We start from the raw sequence: 17,416 nt of genomic DNA, 5'->3' as shown, positions 1-17,416 counted from the left end.
CCGGTGATCCTTTGAAGTCCACGATCTTTGCTGCATCGGTCATGTGGCGCGGCCCCCGCGGCCACATGCTGGTGGAAGACCCCCGGATCGACCTGCTGCCCGATGGCCCCAACGGTCCGCGGCGGTTCAAGATCAAGACTGCGGATTCGATGGAGCGGCGCAACCGCGTCAACAGCCTGCTGAAGGACCGCTACGGCTGGCGCGGCTACCAGCAGGTGAGCCTGCCCACCGATCCCACCGTCAGCCGCTTCACCCTGACCGCGGTCGAGAACGACGTGGTGATCGGCACCATCACCGTGGCCTTCGACAATCCGGGCAAGCTCGGTGCCGACGGCGCCTTCGCGACGGAGGTCGACCAGCTGCGTGCCCAGGGTCGCCGCATCGCCGAGTTCACCAAGCTGGCCATCGACCCGGCCGTGGGCACCAAGCGGGTCCTGGCCACGCTGTTCCATGTGGCCTACATCGTGGCCCACCGCATCCGTGGCCACGACATGCTGATCATGGAAGTGAACCCGCGGCATGTGCGCTACTACGAGCGCATGCTGGGCTGCCAGATCCTGGCCGGCGAGCGCATCAACAAGTCGGTCAATGCGCCGGCGGTGCTGCTGGGCGCCGAGTTCGCCTACATCATGGCGCAGATCGGCGAGTTCGGCGGCCGGCCTGAAAGTGCGGCGCGGGAGCGCTCGCTCTACCCGTTTGCGTTGTCGCTGCGCGAGGAAGCGGCGGTCATCAGTCGCATGCAGGCCAAGCAGCGCATGCAGGACCGCCGCCTCACCGACACCGGCCATCCCAGCGAGGCGCTGCCGACCGATTTCGGCACCACCGACCTGATCGGCATCTGAGGCCGGCGCGGGGCGCCGGTGGTGCCTCCGACAGGAATCGAACCTGTATCTAGCGCTTAGGAGGCGCTCGTTCTATCCATTGAACTACGGCGGCTGGCCCGCGTGGATTCTCGCATGCGGGCCGGCCGTGGCCGGGCTCACCAGCGCCAGGTCCAGATCAGGTCGATGGCGTTGTCGCTGCCCGATTGCGCCCGCAGCGTGAAGCGCTGCGCCACCCGGTAGATCAGTTGCCAGGTGCCGGTTGTGGCATGCACGCCGCGCTCGTAGCCCACGTACCAGCGGCGTGAGAGCTGCTTGCCCAGGCTGATGATGGTGTCGCGGGTGTCGCCATCGGTCTGGCGGAACGAGAAGTCGGTCAGGCCGATGGCCTCCATCAGCTTGTCGGTGGGACCCACGCCGCTGCCCGACAGCAGGGCGAAGGCGGCCCGCTGCAGCAGTGCGGTGTCGGCGCTGCCCAGGCCGTCGGGGCTGCGGCCCAGCACCAGCCAGGACAGCTTGTCGTAGTCGGCCAGCTCGGGGTCGCTGTAGAGGCGGATGCGCGGGCTGTGGGCCTGGCCGTCGATCAGCACGCCCACCTGCACATCCAGGTTCGGCCGGATGGCCAGCACGTCCAGCCGCGGGTTGCCTGGCTCGCCGGTGAAGTAGAAGCGGCCGCGGGTGATCTCCAGCCGCTGGCCGTAGGCGGCATAGCGCCCGTCCACCGTGCTGACCGTGCCGTTGACCGCCAGCCTGCCGCCCGGGCTGCTGAGCACCACATCGCCGGCCAGCCGGGTGTCCACGCCCTGGCCACGCAGCTGCAGCTTCTGGCCGAGGTTGATCTTCACCTGCATCTGCACCTGCACCGGCTGGGGTGGCGGGCTGGCACCGGCACGCGGCCCGGCCACCGGCACCGGGGCTGCGCTGGCGGCCGCAGCCACCGCGCTGGCGCTGCGCTCAACCCGCACATCGCTGTCCAGCGTGGGAGCGTCGCCACGGCCGATGTCGATCAGGCCCTCGTCGACGGTGAAGCCGCCGTCGACCTGCAGGCGCCGGTCGCTGAGGCTGACGCTGGCCCGGCCGCTGGCCACGATGCGGCGGTCGATGCGGCCGAGCAGACGGAAGCGCTCCGCTGCCATCTGCAGGTTGAGCTTGGGCTGCGCGCCCAGGTCGGCACCGCCGGTGATGTCGAGCCGGCCGTCGCCGCCCTGCAGGCTGAAGCGCTCGATGCGCGCCTGGTCGCCGGTGAGCTGCAGCGCCAGCTGGCCGTCGGTGAGGTTCACGCCGTCCAGCACGTTGCGCAGGCCCAGGCCGCTGCCGCGCATGCTGCCGGTGATGCGCGGCGCGCCCAGCGTGCCGTCGAACTGGGCCACGGTGTCCAGCGCGCCGCTGAGCCGCCAGCCCGGCGGCACCCAGGTGCCCCACACGCCCAGGTTGGCCACGCGGGCCTCCAGCAGGCCTTGCAGCGCCGCACCCGGCTGCGGCCAGCGCTGGCCGGGCGGGTTGCTCAGCACCTGCGCACCCACCAGCGAGCCGATGCGCGCGCCCACCAGGCCCTGGGCGAACTGCCAGCGTCCGCCGTGGGCGCTGAGCGCCAGTCGCAGCTCGGTCAGCCCCAGCGGCTGGGCCTGGCCGAGGTCGTCGACCACGCTCAGGTCGCCCTGGCCGCGGGCCAGCACGATGTCGGCGTCCAGCGCCTGGGCGCTGCTGGTGATGTCGATGCGGCCGCCCAGCGTCAGGTCGCCGCGCCAGCCCATGTCGGGCTGCAGCCGGCTCAGCAGGCTGGCCACGTCGATGGTCTCGAGCTCGGCAGCCACCACCAGGCTGCCGCCGGCCGTCCAGCCCAGGGTGCGCCAGTTCAGCGCAGTGCCGGGCAGTTGCACCCGGCCCGGTGCCAGCTGCAGCGCCTGCAGGCCGCCGGCGGCGTCGAGCTGCAGTTCGCCCGCCAGATCCTTCGCCGCCAGCCAGGGCTTGCCGGCGGCAGCCCCTCGGGCGCCGCCTTGAAGCGTCAGCCCCTGCAGCCGGTAGCGGCCGCCGGCCACGCCGCTGCCAGGCAGCCACTGGCCGCGGGCCTCGCCGGTCAGCTGGGTGCCGGTGCCGGCCGGGCCCAGCAGGTTCTCGGTCCAGGCCGGCGGGCGCAGCGGGCTGTCGGCGCTGAGCTGGATGCGGTGCTCGGCCAGCGTGCCGCTGAGCGTCAGTGCGAGGGTGTCCAGCTGCTGGCCACCGCTGCGCAGGCCCTGGGCTTGCAGGCTGGCCTGCAGCGGGGCATCACTGCGGTCGCCCTGGCGCCACGACAGGCTGGCCTGCTGCAGCTGCAACGCGGCGCTGCCGAGCTGGCTGGCCTGCAGTGTGCCCTGGCTCTGCAATGCCGGCCAGCGGCCCTGGGTCTGCAGCGTGGCCTGCAGGTTGCCGGCGGTGGGCCAGGCCTGGTCGATGGCGGCGGCGCTGCCCGGTGCCAGCTCGGCCAGCAGCGCGCGCAGCGGGGCCAGCGTGGCCAGCGTGGGCGCCTGCAGGCTGGCGCGCCAGCGGTCGGCGGCGGCCTCGGCGCCGCCCTGGCCGTCCAGCGTGGCCCGGTTGCCGCCCAGCACCAGCACGCCCTGCACCTGGGCGCTGGGGCCCTGGCTCTGCAACGCCAGGTCGGCCGCCAGCGGCACGCCGGCCAGCTGGCTGTCGGCCAGGTGCAGCTTGGCATCGCCGTCCAGCGCGGCCAGCAGGCGGTCGATGGCCAGGTCGCCGGCGCGCTGGGCCAGCGCCGGCCGCCACAACAGGTTGGCGCTGGCCTCGCCCTGCAGGCGGTGCGGGCCGCGCTGCCAGGCCGAGCCTTCGGGGCCACGCCACCACGGCCGGGGATCGAAGTCGGTCAGCGTGGCCTGGGCCTGCAGCCGCCAGCCGCCGGCCTCGGCCCGGGCCTGGCCGCTGAGCTTGGCGAGCGCGCCGCCGGCGCGGGCCTCGGCCTGGGTCAGCAGCAGGTGGCTGGCGCTGGCCTCGCCCACCAGGCGCAGCTGCACCGGCAGGCCGGCGTTGTCGGCCCACTGGCCGGTGAGGGTGCCGTCCAGCGCCACCGTGGGCTGGCTCCCCGGGCCGGCAGCGGTGGGCAGGCCGCGCACCTGCACCAGCAGCGGCCCGCCCAGGCGCAGCGGCGCGGCGCTGCGGTGCAGCCGGGCTGGCAGCAGCTGGTCGATCTGCAGCTGCAGGCGCAGCGCATCGTCCTGCCATTGGCCCTGGCCGCTGATGCGGCCGGCTGGGCCGGCAGCGTCGCCCAGCAGCAGCTGGAAGCGGTCCAGCGTCAGCCGGTCGGTCTGGTCGGGTCGGCCGCTGGCCTGCAGCTGCATCTGCTGCAGCGGCAGGCGGCCGGCATCCCAGGCGCCGGGCAGGCGGTTGTCCAGCGTGGCGCGCAGGGCGGCCGGCTGGTCGCGGCCGCGGGTCTGCACCTCGGCGCGGCCGGCCAGGCGGGTCTGCGGCAGGCGGGGCGACAGCGCGGCCAGGTCCAGTGCCTCGGTCTGCAGTTGCAGGGCGCCCAGTGGCCAAGGCGCAAACGGCAGCACCGTGGCCTGGGCCTGCAGCGTGGGCGCGGCGGCGCCGGCGGTGGCCTCGCCGCGCAGCTGCAGCGTGGTCTCGAGCTGGGCCAGCGGGCCACGGGCGGTCAGCGTGGCCTGCCAGGCCGGCGCGCCATCGCGGCGGGCCTGCAGGTCGGCCTGCAGCGCCAGCGGTGCGGCGGTGCCGATCTGCAGCCGGCCCGACAGCGCCACTGGCGCGGGTGCTGCGGAGGTGCCGGTTTCCAGCACCAGCTGCAGGCCGTCGACCCGGTGCAGGCGGCCACCGTCGGCGCCCAGTTGCAGGCCGGCCTGCAGCTGGCGCACCGGGGGCAGGGCGTCGATCTGCAGGGCGTCGATGCGCAGCTGCTGCAGGGCCAGGTCGATCGGCAGGCGCAGCTGGGCCGGCGGCTGCAGCGGCTGGCCGCTGGGCGGCGGGCTGTCGTACTGGGCCCGTGTGGCGTGCAGCCGGTCCAGGCGCAGCAGGGCCAGCGTGCCCGGCCGCGGCCACAGCACCAGGCCCTGGCCGTCGATCTGCAGTTGCCACAGCCGCAGCCGGCCGGCCTGGGCCGGCAACTGCCAGTCGAGCTGGTCGATCTGCAGCGTGCCGGCGGCCAGCGAGCCGCGCACGCCGCTGGCCTGCAGGCCGGGCACATGGGCCAGCAGCCAGGGCAGGGCAGCCGGGTGGCGCCAGGCCCACCAGGCGCTGCCGGCCACGCCAGCCACCAGCAGCAGCGCCACGACCAGCAGCCCGATCACCAATCGGCCCAGCGCCGACCCAGCGCGCGCCGTCCGGCCAGGGTTCGGCGTCGGCGCGTCCGGCGCCACGGGCGGTGGATTAGGCGGCAGCGTGCTCAAAATGCAATGCCTACGGAGAAGTGCAAGCGCAGCTTCTTCAGCTCATCCGCCCAGGCCAGATCCACCCGCAGCGGGCCGATCGGGCTGCGCCAGCGGATGCCGGCGCCATAGCCCCAGGCGGGGCTGTAGTCGCGCCAGTCGGTCACCGCGCGGCCGGCATCGATGAACAGCGCGCCCCACACCGACGGGATCGACGGCACGATCGGCCGCGCCACTTCCACGCTGGCGGTGAGCAGGCGCTGGCCGCTGATGGTGCCGCCGCCGGCATCGGTGGGCGCCAGCGAGCGGTAGGCGTAGCCGCGCACCGAGTCGTCGCCGCCGGCGCGGAAGCCCAGCGCATCGGGCACCTGCACGCCGCTGCGGTGGGCGATGTGGCCCAGCTCGACGCGGGCGGTTCCGTACCAGCGCTCGCCCAGCGGCAGGTAGCCGGTCAGGCGGCCGTACAGCCGGGCGAAGGGGCCATCGGGCCCGCCGTGCTGGGTGGCTTGGCCGGCGCCGGTCTGCAGCGCCAGGCTGAGGCCGCGGGTGGGCAGGATGGCGCTGTCCAAGTCGCGCCAGACCCAGTGCAGGTTGGCGCTGAGCGCGGTGGCGGTGGTGGGCACGCCGCCGCTGCGCACGCCGCCGGTGGTGCCGGGCAGATCGGCCTGGCGCGAGCGCAGCAGCTCCAGGAAGTACAGCCGCTCGATGCGCGGCGTGTCCTGGGTGCGGCCCAGGCGCAGGCGCTGCGACAGCACCACATCGGTCTCGCTCTTCACCCGCTCGATCTGCACGCCCAGCAGGTTGCGGTAGAAGCCTGCGCCCGGATGGGTGCTGAAGTCGCCGCTCCAGCTCTGGCTGTCGCGGCCCCATTCCAGCTTGTTGTCGGCCACCACCGGGAAGCCGAAGACGCGGCGGTGGGTGTGTTCCACCGTCACCCGCGGGCCGGTGTTGGCGCTGATGCCCACGCCCACCGTGGCCTGCTGCAGCAGCGCTTCCACCACCCGCACCCGCACCGGCGCGGCAGCGGCGCTGGCCGGGTCGGGTTCGACCGCGACGGTGACGCTGTTGAACAGCTTGGTCTTCTGCAGCCGGTCCTGGAATTCCAGCAGCCGGGCCTCGGTCAGCGGCGCGCCGGGGCTGAAGCCGGCCAGCGCCTGCACCATGTCGGCGTCATGGTGCTGCAGGCCGCTGACCTGCACCGGCCCGGCCAGGAACAGCGGCCCGCTGTCGAGCACCACGTTGAGCCGGGCGCTGCGGGCGTCGGGGTCGATGCTGGCATCGCTGCGCTGCAGGCTGGCCGCCGCATAGCCGGCGCTGCGCAGGCGGTTGACAAGCTGCTGCTTGGTGGCCGTCCAATCGGCGTTGCGGAACACCTGGCCCAGGCCCAGCACGCCGCCTGCCGGCAGCGCCTGCTGCAGCGCCAGCGCATCGGCCTCGCCGGCGGCGATGCGGCGCTGCAGGTCGCCCTCGGGCTGCAGATCCAGTGCCGTCACCCGGGTGGGCGCGCCGGGCTGCACCTGCACCCGTACCGTTCCGGGCACGGCGGTGCGGCGGCCGTCGGGCACGCGCTCGTCCTCGCGCAGCACCGTCACCTGGGCGTCGAAGTAGCCCTCGGTCTGCAGCAGCTCCCGGGCCTGGGCCGGCACGGCGGCCACCAGGCGGTTGAACTCGGCATTGCCCAGGCGCTCGTCGTCGGGCAACTGCTGCAGGCGGGCCAGATCGAGGTGGCGCAGCAGCAGGTCGCGCAGTGCCGTCGGCGCCTCGACCACCAGGGTGAATTCCGGGCGGCTGGGCGGACGCGCCGGCGCGGTGTCGCCTGAGGCGGCCGATGTGGCAGCGCCTGGCAGCAACCCTTGAATCGACGCGCAACCCGTCGACAGGGCCGCAGCCAGCAGCAGCGCGCCGCGTGGCAACCAGCGCAGCCGCCGGGCGGCCAGGGCGCCGCGCCCGGGGCGCGGGCCGCTCACTTCGACAGCAGTCGCATCGCCCCTTCCAGCCCCGCCAGTGTGAGCGGGAACATGCGCTGGTTGACGAGTTGCTGCATCACGCTGATGCTCTGGCGGTACTGCCACACGCCCTGCGGCTCGGGGTTGATCCAGGCGTACTTGGGGAAGGCATTGGTCAGGCGCTGGATCCATTCGGCGCCCGGCTCCTCGTTGTTGTATTCCACGCTGCCGCCGGGCTGCAGGATCTCGTACGGGCTCATCGTCGCGTCGCCGATGAAGATGAGCTTGTAGTCCTTGTTGTACTTGCGGATGATGTCCCAGGTGGCTGTCTTCTCGCTGAAGCGGCGCTTGTTGTTCTTCCACATGAAGTCATAGACGCAGTTGTGGAAGTAGTAGAACTCGAGGTGCTTGAACTCGGTCTTGGTGGCCGAGAACAGCTCTTCCACCCGGTGGATGTGCTCGTCCATCGTGCCGCCCACGTCCATCAGCAGCAGCACCTTCACCTTGTTGTGGCGCTCGGGCACCAGCTTGATGTCCAGCAGGCCGGCATTGGCGGCGGTGGAATGGATGGTGTCGTCCAGGTCCAGCTCTTCGGCCGCACCTTCGCGGGCGAAGCGGCGCAGCCGGCGCAGGGCCACCTTGATGTTGCGGGTGCCCAGCTCCAGGTTGTCGTCGTAGTCCTTGTAGGCGCGCTGGTCCCAGACCTTCACCGCGCTCTTGTTGCGGCCCTTCTCCTGGCCGATGCGGATGCCCTGGGGGTTCTGGCCATAGGCGCCGAAGGGGCTGGTGCCGCCGGTGCCGATCCACTTGTTGCCACCTTCGTGCCGTTCCTTCTGCTCCTCGAAGCGCTTCTTCAGCGTCTCCATCAGCTCGTCCCAGCCCATCTTCTCGATCTTGGCCTTTTCCTCGGCGCTGAGTTCGAGCTCCAGGTTCTTGCGCAGCCACTCCAGCGGCACTTCCTTGGTGAAGTCGGCCAGCATCTCCACGCCCTTGAAGTAGGCGCCGAAGGCCCGGTCGAACTTGTCGAAGTGGGCCTCGTCCTTGACCAGGGTGGTGCGGGCCAGAAAGTAGAACTCGTCGACCGACTGGTCGATCACGCCCGCCTTCACCGCCTCCAGCAGGGTGAGGAATTCCTTGACCGAGACCGGCAGCTTGGCCGCGCGCAGGGTGTAGAAGAAATCGATCAGCATGGTGGGCTTTCCCGGGGGTGGTCGGCGGCCGTCGACAGGAGGCCAGGACGACGGCGAAGCATACCCACTTCGGCCGCAGGCCGGCGTCCGGCTGGTGACGCCGGGCGGCGGCGGTACACCGGTCAGGCCTTGCGCGCCTTCTCCGGCTTGGCCGGCTTGCCGGCGGCCGGCGCCGGATGGGCCCGCAGCCAGCTGAAGAACTCGTCGTACCAGAGGCGGCTGTTCTGGGGCTTCAGGATCCAGTGGTTCTCGTCGGGGTACCACAGCAGGCGCGACGGCACGCCGCGGGCCTTCAGGGTGTTGTAGTAGGCCAGGCCCTGGGCGTCGGGCACGCGGTAGTCCAGCGCGCCGTGGATCACCAGCGTGGGCGTGTGCATGGTGGCGGCAAAGGCATGCGGGCTCTGGGCATGCACCCGGGCCATGTCGTCCCAGTACCAGCCGCCCAGTTCCTTGGCATGCCAGGCCCAGGCGTCGTCGGCGAACATTGCCGTCCAGTCGAAGCAGCCGGCATGGCAGACATAGGCGGCATAACGGCCGGCCGGCACATGGCCGTTCATCCAGGCCACCATGTAGCCGCCGTAGCTGCCGCCGGTGGCGTAAACGCGGGCGGGGTCGATGTAGGGGCGCTTGAGCAGTTCGGTGGTGGCGGCCTCCACATCCTGCAGCTCCAGCTGGCCCCAGCGGCCGGTGATGCTGTCCAGGAAGCCATGGCCGAAGCTGGACGAGCCGTGGTAGTTGACCACCGCCACCACATGGCCAGCGTCCCCCTTCTTGCCGCTGCCGGCGGCGAACAGCGGGTTGTTCCACCGGTAGTGCCAGTTGTCGCCCACCACGGTGTGCGGGCCGCCGTGGATCACCTGCAACAGCGGGTAGGTCTTCTTCTCGTCGAAGCCGGGCGGGTAGAACAGCCACACCTGCACCGGGTCGCCCTGGGCACCGGTGATACGGATGGCCTCATGGTTGCCCAGCTGCAGCCGCGCCATCACGCCGTCGTTGAAGCGCTCGATGCGGCGCGGCGCGGCGCCGGGCAGCAGGGCGTGGCATTGCGCCGGATGGTCGGCGGCATCGGCCACCGTCACCACCGTACCGGCAGCCTTGTCGAAGCCTTGCACCGTGCCGCCGCGCACCAGCACCTCGGCCCTGCGGTCGGCCAGGTCGAAGCGCCAGAGGTGGCGCTGCCCTTCCTGCTCGGCCTGCAGCAGCACGGCCGTGCCGTCGTCTTCCCACAGCAGCGGTGCGGCCACTTCATGGTCCCACTCGGCGCTGACCACCTCCACCGGCTGGCCCGGCACCACCACCGCCAGCTGGCGCGGCATGGTGTGGCGCAGCGCCTGGTGGCTGGCCAGGAACGCGATGCGCTCGCCATCGGGGCTGTACCGCGGTGCGCCGAAGTCCCAGCCCACGTCCTGCGCCACCACTTCCACCCGGCGGCGCTTGATGTCCATCTCGGCCAGGGCAAAGCGGCCGTCGGTGCGCTTCTCGGGGTTGGGGTCGAAGGCGAAGACGATGCGCTTGCCGTCGGGCGAGATGTCGAAGCTGTTGGCGTCGGGGTCGCACCAGTCCAGGCTGTAGGCCGTGCCCTCGAACAGGTCCTGCACCTTGCCGGTGTGGATGTCCATGCGGTGCAGATGCGGCACCCGGCCCTCGGGCACGAAGTGGTCCCAGTAGCGGTACAGGCCCTCGCTGGTGGCGATGCCGGTGGTCTTGCGGGCCTTGAAGTCCTTCAGCGCCTTGGCCTGGGCCTTGGCGCCCTTCAGTTCGGGCCACACCCAGGAGATGAAGACGATGTGTTCGCCGTCCGGGCACCAGCGGAAGGCCTCCACGCCAGTGGCCACTTCGCCGACGCGCCGGGCTTCGCCGCCGTCGGCCGGGATCAGGTAGAACTGCGGCGTCTCGTCCTTGTGGCCCTGCTGCTCGCGTCGGGCGGTGAAGCCCACGCAGTCCCCGCGCGGGCTGAACTGCGGCGCGCCGTCCTTGTCGCCACACTGGGTCAGCTGGCGCGGCTGGCCGCCCAGCGTGGACAGCAGCCACAGCGCGGAACTGGCCTTGTTGTCGTCCATGCTGTAGTGGGTGACCGGCAGGACTGCCTGCGCCCCATCGGGCGACAGGCTGGGCGTCCCCAGGCGTTCCATGGCCCAGAGGTCTTCAACGGTGATCGGGCGGCGCTTGGGCATGGTGGCGGGCTGCAGCGGCAGTGGTGGATGGGCGTTCATTGTGGGGGAGGGCGGGGCGGGCCTGTCACCGCGGCAACAGCGGCAGCCCGCGGGCTGCGCCTACGCTGGTGCACCCATCCACAGGAGTGCGCATGCAGATCGAAGCCGGACAGTTGGCGGTGTTGACCGGCGGTGGCACCGGCATCGGCCGGGCGCTGGCGCTGCAGCTCAGCGCCCAGGGTGTGCACCTGGCCCTGTGCGATGTATCGGCCGCCGCGATGGCCGAAACGCGCAGCCTGTGCCTGGCCGCCGCGCCTGCCGGCACGCGGGTGAGCACCTGCGTGGCCGATGTCAGCGACGAACAGGCCGTGCTGGCCTTCCGCGATGCAGTGCGCGCCGAGCATGCCGCCGACCACATCCACCTGCTGTTCAACAACGCCGGCACGGCGGGTGGCGGCAGCTTCGTCACCGGCGGGCGCGCCGACTGGGAGCGAACCTTCAACGTCGACTGGTTCGGCGTCTACTTCTGCGCCCGCGCTTTCCTCCCGCTGCTGGTGGCCAGCCCAGTGGGCTGCATCGTCAACGTCAGCAGCGTCAACGGTTTCTGGGCCAGCCTGGGGCCGGACGTGCCGCACACCGCCTACAGCGCGGCCAAGTTCGCGGTGAAGGGCTTCACCGAGGCGCTGCTCACCGACCTGCGGGTGAACGCGCCGCATGTGGGCTGCGTGCTGGTGATGCCGGGGCATGTGGGCACGTCGATCGCGCTGAACACCTACGACGCACGGCAGCTCACGCCTGAGCAGGTGGCGGTGATGCGTGCCCGCATGGTCAAGGCCGGTGCGCCGGTGGCCGATCTGCCCGATGACGCCATCCGCCAGCTGATGCACCAGCGGGCGATCGATTTCCGCGACAAGGCGCCCACCACGGCGGACCAGGCCGCCACCACCATTCTGGATGCCGTGCGCACCGACCGCTGGCGGGTGCTGGTGGGCGACGATGCGCAGCGGCTCGACGCCATGGTGCGCGCCGACCCCGAAGCCGCCTACGAACCCGCCTTTGCCGCCGCCTGGCGCGACGCCAACACCCCCCGGGGCTGAGCACCATGGCAGACACCACCCTCGACAAGGCCGCGCTGCTGGCGCGTTACCGCGCCGAGCGCGACAAGCGCCTGCGCCCCGACGGCAATGCGCAATACCTGCCGCTGGCCGGCCACCTGCCCACCGACGATCCTTACACCCCGCGCACCGAGCGGGCGCCCAAGACCGGCCATGTGCGCTTCGCCTTCATCGGCGGCGGCTTCGCTGGCCTGGTGACCGGCGCGCGGCTGGTGGAAGCGGGCGTGGACGATGTCTGCATCCTCGAGAAGGGCGGTGGCTTCGGCGGCACCTGGTACTGGAACCGCTACCCCGGCGCGCAGTGCGACACCGCGTCGATGGTCTACCTGCCGCTGCTGGAGGAAACCGGCCACCGGCCCACCGAGAAGTACGCCCACGCGCCCGAGATCCTGGCGCAGTGCCAGCGCATCGGCACGCAGTACGGCCTGCAGGAGCGGGCGCTGTTCCACACCCAGGTGCAGGACCTGCGCTGGGACGAGGCCGCCGCCCACTGGCGCATCCGCACCGACCGCGGCGATGACTTCACGGCCGACTTCATCGGCCTGGGCACCGGGCCGCTGCATGTGCCCAAGCTGCCGGGCATCCCTGGCATCGACAGCTTTGCCGGCCATGCCTTCCACACCAGCCGCTGGGACTATGCCTACACCGGTGGTGATCCGTCCGGTGCGCTGATGGACAAGCTGGCCGACAAGCGGGTGGCGCTGATCGGCACTGGCGCCACCGCGGTGCAGTGCGTGCCGCATTTGGCGCGGGCCTGCGGGTCGCTGCATGTGTTCCAGCGCACGCCCTCGTCGGTGGATGTGCGCAACAACGGGCCGATCGACCCCGACTGGTTCACCAGCATCGCCACGCCCGGCTGGCAGCAGCGCTGGCTGGAGAACTTCACCGCCAACCAGGCCGGCGGCAACGCCCGCGAGGACCTGGTGCAGGACGGCTGGACCGAACTGGCCCGGCGCATCCGTGCCAAGGTGGTCAGCCTGCCGCCCGAGCAGCGCACGCCGCAATCGATGCTGGCGGCCTTCGAGGAGGCCGACCACGAGAAGATGAACGCCATCCGCGCCCGGGTGGATGCCGAGGTGCACGACCCGGCCACCGCCCAGGCGCTGAAGGCCTGGTACCGCCAGCTGTGCAAGCGGCCCTGCTTCCACGATGCCTACCTGCAGGCCTTCAACCAGCCGAACTGCCATCTGGTCGACACCGACGGCCGCGGCGTCGAGCGCATCACCGCACGCGGGCCGGTGGTGGCGGGCGTGCAGTACGAGGTGGACTGCATCGTCTATGCGTCGGGCTTCGAGGTCGGCACGCCCTACACGGCGCGGTCGGGCTTCGACCTGGTGGGGCGTGATGGACTGAAGCTGTCGGACGCCTGGGCCGACGGCATGCGCAGCCTGCACGGCGTGCATGTGCATGGCTTTCCGAATGCCTTCTTCGTGCAGCCCACCCAGGGCGCCAACCTGATCTCCAACGTGCCGCACAACCTGACCGAATCAGGCCGCACCATCGCCACCATCGTGCGCCATGCGCTGGACCGGGGCCAACGGCGTGTGGAGGTGACGCAAGCCGCGCAGGACGCCTGGGTGCAGCTGCTGCTCAGCGGCCCGGGGCGGATGATCGGCGGGCCCGACTGCACGCCCGGCTACTACAACAACGAGGGCCAGGCGCCGACAGCAGCCTCGCGTCTGGCCGTGGGCTATCCGGCCGGGCCCAGCGCCTACTTCCAGTACCTGGCCGGCTGGCGCAGCAGCGGGCGGTTCGAGGGGTTGGCGTTCAGCTGAACGCCCGCATCAGCCGCGCGGGCGGCTGAGCTGGAAGTCGAGATGGGTGCGCACCGTCGGCCATTCATCGGCGGTGATGCTGTAGACCACGGTGTCGCGCAGCGTGCCATTGCTGGCGCGCTGGTGGTTGCGCAGGATGCCGTCCAGCTGTGCGCCCAGGCGCTCGATGGCGCGGCGGCTCTGGTGGTTGAAGCGGTGGGTGCGGAACTCGACCGCGATGCACTGCAGCTGCTCGAAGGCATGGGCCAGCAGCAGGCGCTTGGCTTCCGTGTTCAGCGGGCTGCGCTGCACCCGCGCCGCATACCAGGTGGAGCCGATCTCGACCCGCTGGTGGGCGTTGTCGATGTTCATGTAGGTGGTCATGCCCACCGGCGTGCCGGTGGCGTCGAGCACCGCAAACGGCAGCATGCTGCCGGCCGCGTGCAGGCCCAGGCGGCGCTGGATCTCGGCATCCACGCCTTCGGGCGCGGGGATCGCGGTGTACCAGAGCTTCCACAACTCGCCGTCGCGGGCCGCCTCGGCCAGCGCCGGGCCGTGGTCGGGCCGCAGCGGCTCCAGCCGCACATGCTGGCCCTGCAGGGTGACGGTTTCGGTGATGCGGGGCAGGGCCATGGCGCAGGTCAGGTCAGGGTTGCGACGAACGCCGGGCACGCCAGCGCAATGAGGCCCACTTGCCGGCGCCCAGGCCGGCCAGCAGCAGCACCCAGCCCAGCAGCGTGTGGGCATTGACGCCACTGGCGGTGGTGATGTCCACGCCCAGCCAGCGGCCCAGCTGCCAGCCGGCCAGGCCGCCACCCAGGAAGCCCAGCGCGTCGGCCAGGCCGTCGCTCAGCAGTTGCTTGGCACCGGGCTCGGCCATGGCCTCAGCGGTTGTGGCGCTGCATGAACACCAGCTTCTCGAACAGGGTCACGTCCTGTTCGTTCTTCAGCAGCGCGCCCACCAGCGGCGGCACGGCCACCTTCTCGTCCTTGCTCTGCAGGGCTTCCAGCGGGATGTCCTCGGCCACCAGCAGCTTCAGCCAGTCCAGCAGCTCGCTGGTGCTGGGCTTCTTCTTGAGACCCGGCAGGTTGCGCACGTCGTAGAAGGTCTTCATCGCCGCGGTCAGCAGCTCCTTCTTCAGGCCGGGGAAATGCACGTCGACGATGCTCTTCATCGTGTCGGCATCGGGGAACTTGATGTAGTGGAAGAAGCAGCGGCGCAGGAAGGCGTCGGGCAGCTCCTTCTCGTTGTTGCTGGTGATGAACACCACCGGCCGGTGCTTGGCCTTGACCAGTTCACGCGTCTCGTAGACGTAGAACTCCATGCGGTCCAGTTCGCGCAGCAGGTCGTTCGGGAACTCGATGTCGGCCTTGTCGATCTCGTCGATCAGCAGCGCCACCGGTGTCTCGCTGGTGAAGGCCTGCCACAGCACGCCCTTGACGATGTAGTTGCTGATGTTGCGCACCTTCTGCACGCTTTCATCATCGGCCAGCTGGCTGTCGCGCAGGCGGCTCACCGCGTCGTATTCGTACAGGCCCTGCTGGGCCTTGGTGGTGCTCTTCACATGCCACTGCAGCAGCGGCAGGCCCAGCGCGGCCGACACTTCCTCGGCCAGCATGGTCTTGCCGGTGCCGGGCTCGCCCTTCACCAGCAGGGGGCGCTTGAGCGTGATGGCGGCGTTGACGGCCAGCATCAGGTCCTGCGTGGCGACGTAGTTGTCCGATCCTTGGAACTTCATGGCGGGTGCGGCCGGCATGGGCCGAGGCAAGGGGTGAAGGGGCAGCGGGTCCGGTGGTCCCGGCGGTGTCAGGCCAGTATAGGGGTGGCCTCTATAATCAAAAGTCACCCGGTTGACGCCCAGCAAGGCGGCGCCGGGGCCCTGGGTATAGGCGCGGCGGGGTCCGTTGCCTGGGCCCGTCCACCAGCGATCCATCCTGCCCGCCAGACAATGAACAACGCGTTTTCCCTGCTTCCCCTGCTGCTGGCCCTGGCCGGTGTCGGCACCGCCGCGCAGGCCCAGGCCCCGGCTGCCGGTGATGCGGCCAAGGGTGCCGCCAAGGCCGCCATGTGCATCGGCTGCCACGGCATCGTCGGCTACCAGTCCTCCTTCCCCGAGGTCTACAAGGTGCCGATGATCGCGGGCCAGGGTTCCAAGTACATCGTCGCCTCACTGGTGGCCTACCAGAAGGGCGACCGCAAGCATCCCACCATGCGTGGCATCGCCGCCTCGCTGACCGAGCAGGACATGGCCGACCTCGGCGCGTTCTACGAGCAGCAGGCCAAGGGTGTGGGCACGCCCGCCCCCGCCGCGCTGGCCAAGCCGGTGCCCGACAACCTGAAGGACCGCATGGCCGCCTGCGTGGCCTGCCATGGCGCCAACTTCAGCGCCCCGCTCGACCCCGCCTATCCGCGCTTGGCCGGGCAGCATGCCGACTACCTGTACTCGGCGCTCAAGTCGTACCACACCGACGGCAACCCGCACCTGGGCCGCAACAACGCCACCATGCGTGCGCAAGTGGTGCAAGAGGCTGACGGCAAGAAGAAGCTGACCTTCACCAACCAGGAACTGAAGCAGATGGCGCAGTACCTGGCCTCGTTGCCCGGCGACCTGCGCGTGGTGCCGCAAAGCCGCTTCCGCTGACCAGCCTGCTGCCTGCGCCCGCCAGCAAGAAGCCGCAGCAATCTGCGGCTTTTTTGATGCCTGTTCGCAGGCATGCCCGACACGGCGGCACGGACAATCCCTCCATCCATGGGCGCGTCGTCACTGAAGAAGGTGCAGGTGTCCCAGCTGCGGCTGGGTGTGTTCCTGCACGCGCTGGAAGGCAACTGGCTCGACCACCCGTTCTGGAAGACGCGCTTCGTGCTGAAGGATCCGGGCGACCTGCAGCGCCTGCTGGACAGCCCGGTGCGTGAATGCTGGATCGACCCCGAGCGCGGTCTGGACGTGCAGACCGATGGTGCGCCACCGGCCAGCGCTGCATTGCCGCCGCCGCCAGCCCCGGCAACGGCGGCGCCCGCTGTGCCGACCACCGTCAGCCCGCCGCCGGCGCCGCCCGCCGCAGCTTCCACGCCTGCACCCGCACCTGCACCCGCGCCTCGCCCGGCCCGCGTGGCCATGGACGAGGAACTCCGCGAGGCCGCCCGCCTGTGCGAGCGCTCGCGCGAGGTGGTGACCGGCCTGTTTGCCGAAGCCCGGCTGGGCAAGGCGCTGGAGGCCGAGCGCTGCGGGCCGCTGGTCGACGACATCACCCAGTCGGTGTTCCGCAACCCGGGCGCACTGGTCAGCCTGGCGCGGCTGAAGACGGCCGACGACTACTCCTACATGCACTCGGTGGCGGTGTGCGCGCTGATGGTGGCGCTGGGCCACCAGATGGGCATGGACGACGCCAATTGCCGCGAAGCCGGCCTGGCCGGCCTGCTGCATGATCTGGGCAAGGCAGCGATGCCGCTGACCATCCTGAACAAGCCGGCCAAACTGACCGATGCAGAGTTCGACGTCATCCGCACCCATCCCGTGCGTGGCTGGCAGATGCTGCAGGAGGCCCGCGGCGCCAGCGAGGTGGCGATGGATGTCTGCCTGCACCACCATGAACGCATGGACGGCACCGGCTACCCGCACAAGCTGCCGGCCGATCGCATCAGCACCTTTGCCCGCATGGGCGCCATCTGCGATGTCTACGACGCCGTCACCTCCAACCGGCCCTACAAGGCCGGCTGGGATCCGGCCGAGTCGATGGCGCGCATGGCCTCGTGGAAGGGCCACTTCGACGACACCATCTTCCGCCACTTCGTGCGCAGCCTGGGCATCTACCCCAACGGCTCGCTGGTGCGGCTGGCCTCGCGCCGGCTGGCCGTGGTGATGGAACAGAATCCCAGCGCGCTGACCACGCCGATCGTGAAGGTGTTCTTCGACCTCGACCGCCAGCTGCCGATCCGTCCGCAGGTGCTCGACCTGTCGCAGGGTGCGCCCGACAAGATCACCGACCGAGAGCCCGCCGGACGCTGGAAGTTTGCGCAGCTGGATACGCTGTGGGCCGGCGACGAGGCGGCGCGCCGCGGCCGCACCTGA

At 71.0% G+C, this 17,416-nt stretch carries 12 protein-coding genes and 1 tRNA gene; 5 read left to right on the top strand and 8 right to left on the bottom strand.

Annotation, left to right across the window (positions count from 1 at the left end; all coding sequences use genetic code 11):
• Positions 1-41 precede the first annotated feature (41 nt).
• Positions 42-842 (top strand): N-acyl amino acid synthase FeeM domain-containing protein, encoded by an 801-nt coding sequence (locus tag FFT10_RS20795; protein ID WP_137734792.1) that lies wholly within the window; start codon positions 42-44, stop codon positions 840-842.
• A gap of 19 nt (positions 843-861) precedes the next feature.
• Here FFT10_RS20795 and FFT10_RS20790 read toward each other — a convergent pair.
• The 5 genes from FFT10_RS20790 to FFT10_RS20770 all read right to left on the bottom strand — a co-directional run bounded on the left by FFT10_RS20790 (position 862) and on the right by FFT10_RS20770 (position 10,498).
• A tRNA-Arg gene (locus tag FFT10_RS20790) sits at positions 862-936 on the bottom strand.
• A 43-nt stretch (positions 937-979) separates the two neighbouring features.
• Positions 980-5,110: a translocation/assembly module TamB domain-containing protein gene (locus tag FFT10_RS20785; RefSeq protein ID WP_137734791.1), complete on the bottom strand. Its 4,131-nt coding sequence runs from the start codon at positions 5,108-5,110 to the stop codon at positions 980-982.
• Between the two features lie 95 nt (positions 5,111-5,205).
• On the bottom strand, positions 5,206-7,155 hold the full coding sequence (locus FFT10_RS20780; RefSeq protein ID WP_137734790.1) for an autotransporter assembly complex protein TamA: 1,950 nt from the start codon (positions 7,153-7,155) through the stop codon (positions 5,206-5,208).
• Entirely contained in the window at positions 7,152-8,324 is a 1,173-nt protein-coding gene (locus FFT10_RS20775) for a vWA domain-containing protein (RefSeq protein WP_137734789.1), read from the bottom strand. Before FFT10_RS20775 ends, FFT10_RS20780 begins: the two co-directional genes overlap by 4 nt.
• Before the next feature lie 122 nt (positions 8,325-8,446).
• The gene (locus FFT10_RS20770; RefSeq protein ID WP_137734852.1) at positions 8,447-10,498 is read right to left on the bottom strand and encodes a S9 family peptidase; all 2,052 of its coding nucleotides are present in this window, start codon (positions 10,496-10,498) and stop codon (positions 8,447-8,449) included.
• Positions 10,499-10,629: 131 nt separating this feature from the next.
• Here FFT10_RS20770 and FFT10_RS20765 point away from each other — a divergent pair, with 131 nt between their 5' ends.
• Both FFT10_RS20765 and FFT10_RS20760 read left to right on the top strand, forming a co-directional pair.
• Complete coding sequence (locus tag FFT10_RS20765) at positions 10,630-11,574, top strand: SDR family NAD(P)-dependent oxidoreductase (protein WP_137734788.1); 945 nt, start codon at positions 10,630-10,632, stop codon at positions 11,572-11,574.
• 5 nt (positions 11,575-11,579) lie between these two features.
• The gene (locus FFT10_RS20760; protein ID WP_137734787.1) at positions 11,580-13,367 is read left to right on the top strand and encodes a flavin-containing monooxygenase; all 1,788 of its coding nucleotides are present in this window, start codon (positions 11,580-11,582) and stop codon (positions 13,365-13,367) included.
• A gap of 9 nt (positions 13,368-13,376) precedes the next feature.
• On the opposite strand, the gene FFT10_RS20755 is transcribed toward FFT10_RS20760, so the two are convergent.
• From FFT10_RS20755 to FFT10_RS20745, 3 genes are read right to left on the bottom strand one after another with little or no spacing between them, the layout of a single operon-like run.
• Positions 13,377-13,979: a GNAT family N-acetyltransferase gene (locus FFT10_RS20755; protein ID WP_137734786.1), complete on the bottom strand. Its 603-nt coding sequence runs from the start codon at positions 13,977-13,979 to the stop codon at positions 13,377-13,379.
• Between the two features lie 13 nt (positions 13,980-13,992).
• Positions 13,993-14,226, bottom strand: coding sequence for a hypothetical protein (locus tag FFT10_RS20750; RefSeq protein WP_137734785.1), 234 nt, complete (start codon positions 14,224-14,226; stop codon positions 13,993-13,995).
• A gap of 4 nt (positions 14,227-14,230) precedes the next feature.
• Entirely contained in the window at positions 14,231-15,085 is an 855-nt protein-coding gene (locus tag FFT10_RS20745; RefSeq protein WP_137734784.1) for an AAA family ATPase, read from the bottom strand.
• Positions 15,086-15,295: 210 nt separating this feature from the next.
• Here FFT10_RS20745 and FFT10_RS20740 point away from each other — a divergent pair, with 210 nt between their 5' ends.
• Together FFT10_RS20740 and FFT10_RS20735 are read left to right on the top strand one after the other, a co-directional pair.
• Positions 15,296-15,988, top strand: coding sequence for a c-type cytochrome (locus FFT10_RS20740; protein WP_137734783.1), 693 nt, complete (start codon positions 15,296-15,298; stop codon positions 15,986-15,988).
• Positions 15,989-16,096: 108 nt separating this feature from the next.
• Positions 16,097-17,416 (top strand): cyclic di-GMP phosphodiesterase, encoded by a 1,320-nt coding sequence (locus FFT10_RS20735; protein ID WP_194150906.1) that lies wholly within the window; start codon positions 16,097-16,099, stop codon positions 17,414-17,416.

This window comes from Pseudaquabacterium pictum, assembly GCF_005403045.1.
Lineage (GTDB): Bacteria > Pseudomonadota > Gammaproteobacteria > Burkholderiales > Burkholderiaceae_C > Pseudaquabacterium > Pseudaquabacterium pictum.
Note: the sequence above shows the minus strand (reverse complement) of the source record. Positions and strands in the feature narration are given on the sequence as shown.

Coding starts and splice junctions, on each gene's coding strand:
- FFT10_RS20750 (WP_137734785.1), bottom strand. CDS start 14,226: ATGGCCGAGCCCGGTGCCAAGCAACTGCTGAGCGACGGCCTGGCCGAC.
- FFT10_RS20745 (WP_137734784.1), bottom strand. CDS start 15,085: ATGAAGTTCCAAGGATCGGACAACTACGTCGCCACGCAGGACCTGATG.
- FFT10_RS20760 (WP_137734787.1), top strand. CDS start 11,580: ATGGCAGACACCACCCTCGACAAGGCCGCGCTGCTGGCGCGTTACCGC.
- FFT10_RS20770 (WP_137734852.1), bottom strand. CDS start 10,498: ATGCCCAAGCGCCGCCCGATCACCGTTGAAGACCTCTGGGCCATGGAA.
- FFT10_RS20755 (WP_137734786.1), bottom strand. CDS start 13,979: ATGGCCCTGCCCCGCATCACCGAAACCGTCACCCTGCAGGGCCAGCAT.
- FFT10_RS20765 (WP_137734788.1), top strand. CDS start 10,630: ATGCAGATCGAAGCCGGACAGTTGGCGGTGTTGACCGGCGGTGGCACC.
- FFT10_RS20795 (WP_137734792.1), top strand. CDS start 42: ATGTGGCGCGGCCCCCGCGGCCACATGCTGGTGGAAGACCCCCGGATC.
- FFT10_RS20735 (WP_194150906.1), top strand. CDS start 16,097: ATGGGCGCGTCGTCACTGAAGAAGGTGCAGGTGTCCCAGCTGCGGCTG.
- FFT10_RS20775 (WP_137734789.1), bottom strand. CDS start 8,324: ATGCTGATCGATTTCTTCTACACCCTGCGCGCGGCCAAGCTGCCGGTC.
- FFT10_RS20740 (WP_137734783.1), top strand. CDS start 15,296: ATGAACAACGCGTTTTCCCTGCTTCCCCTGCTGCTGGCCCTGGCCGGT.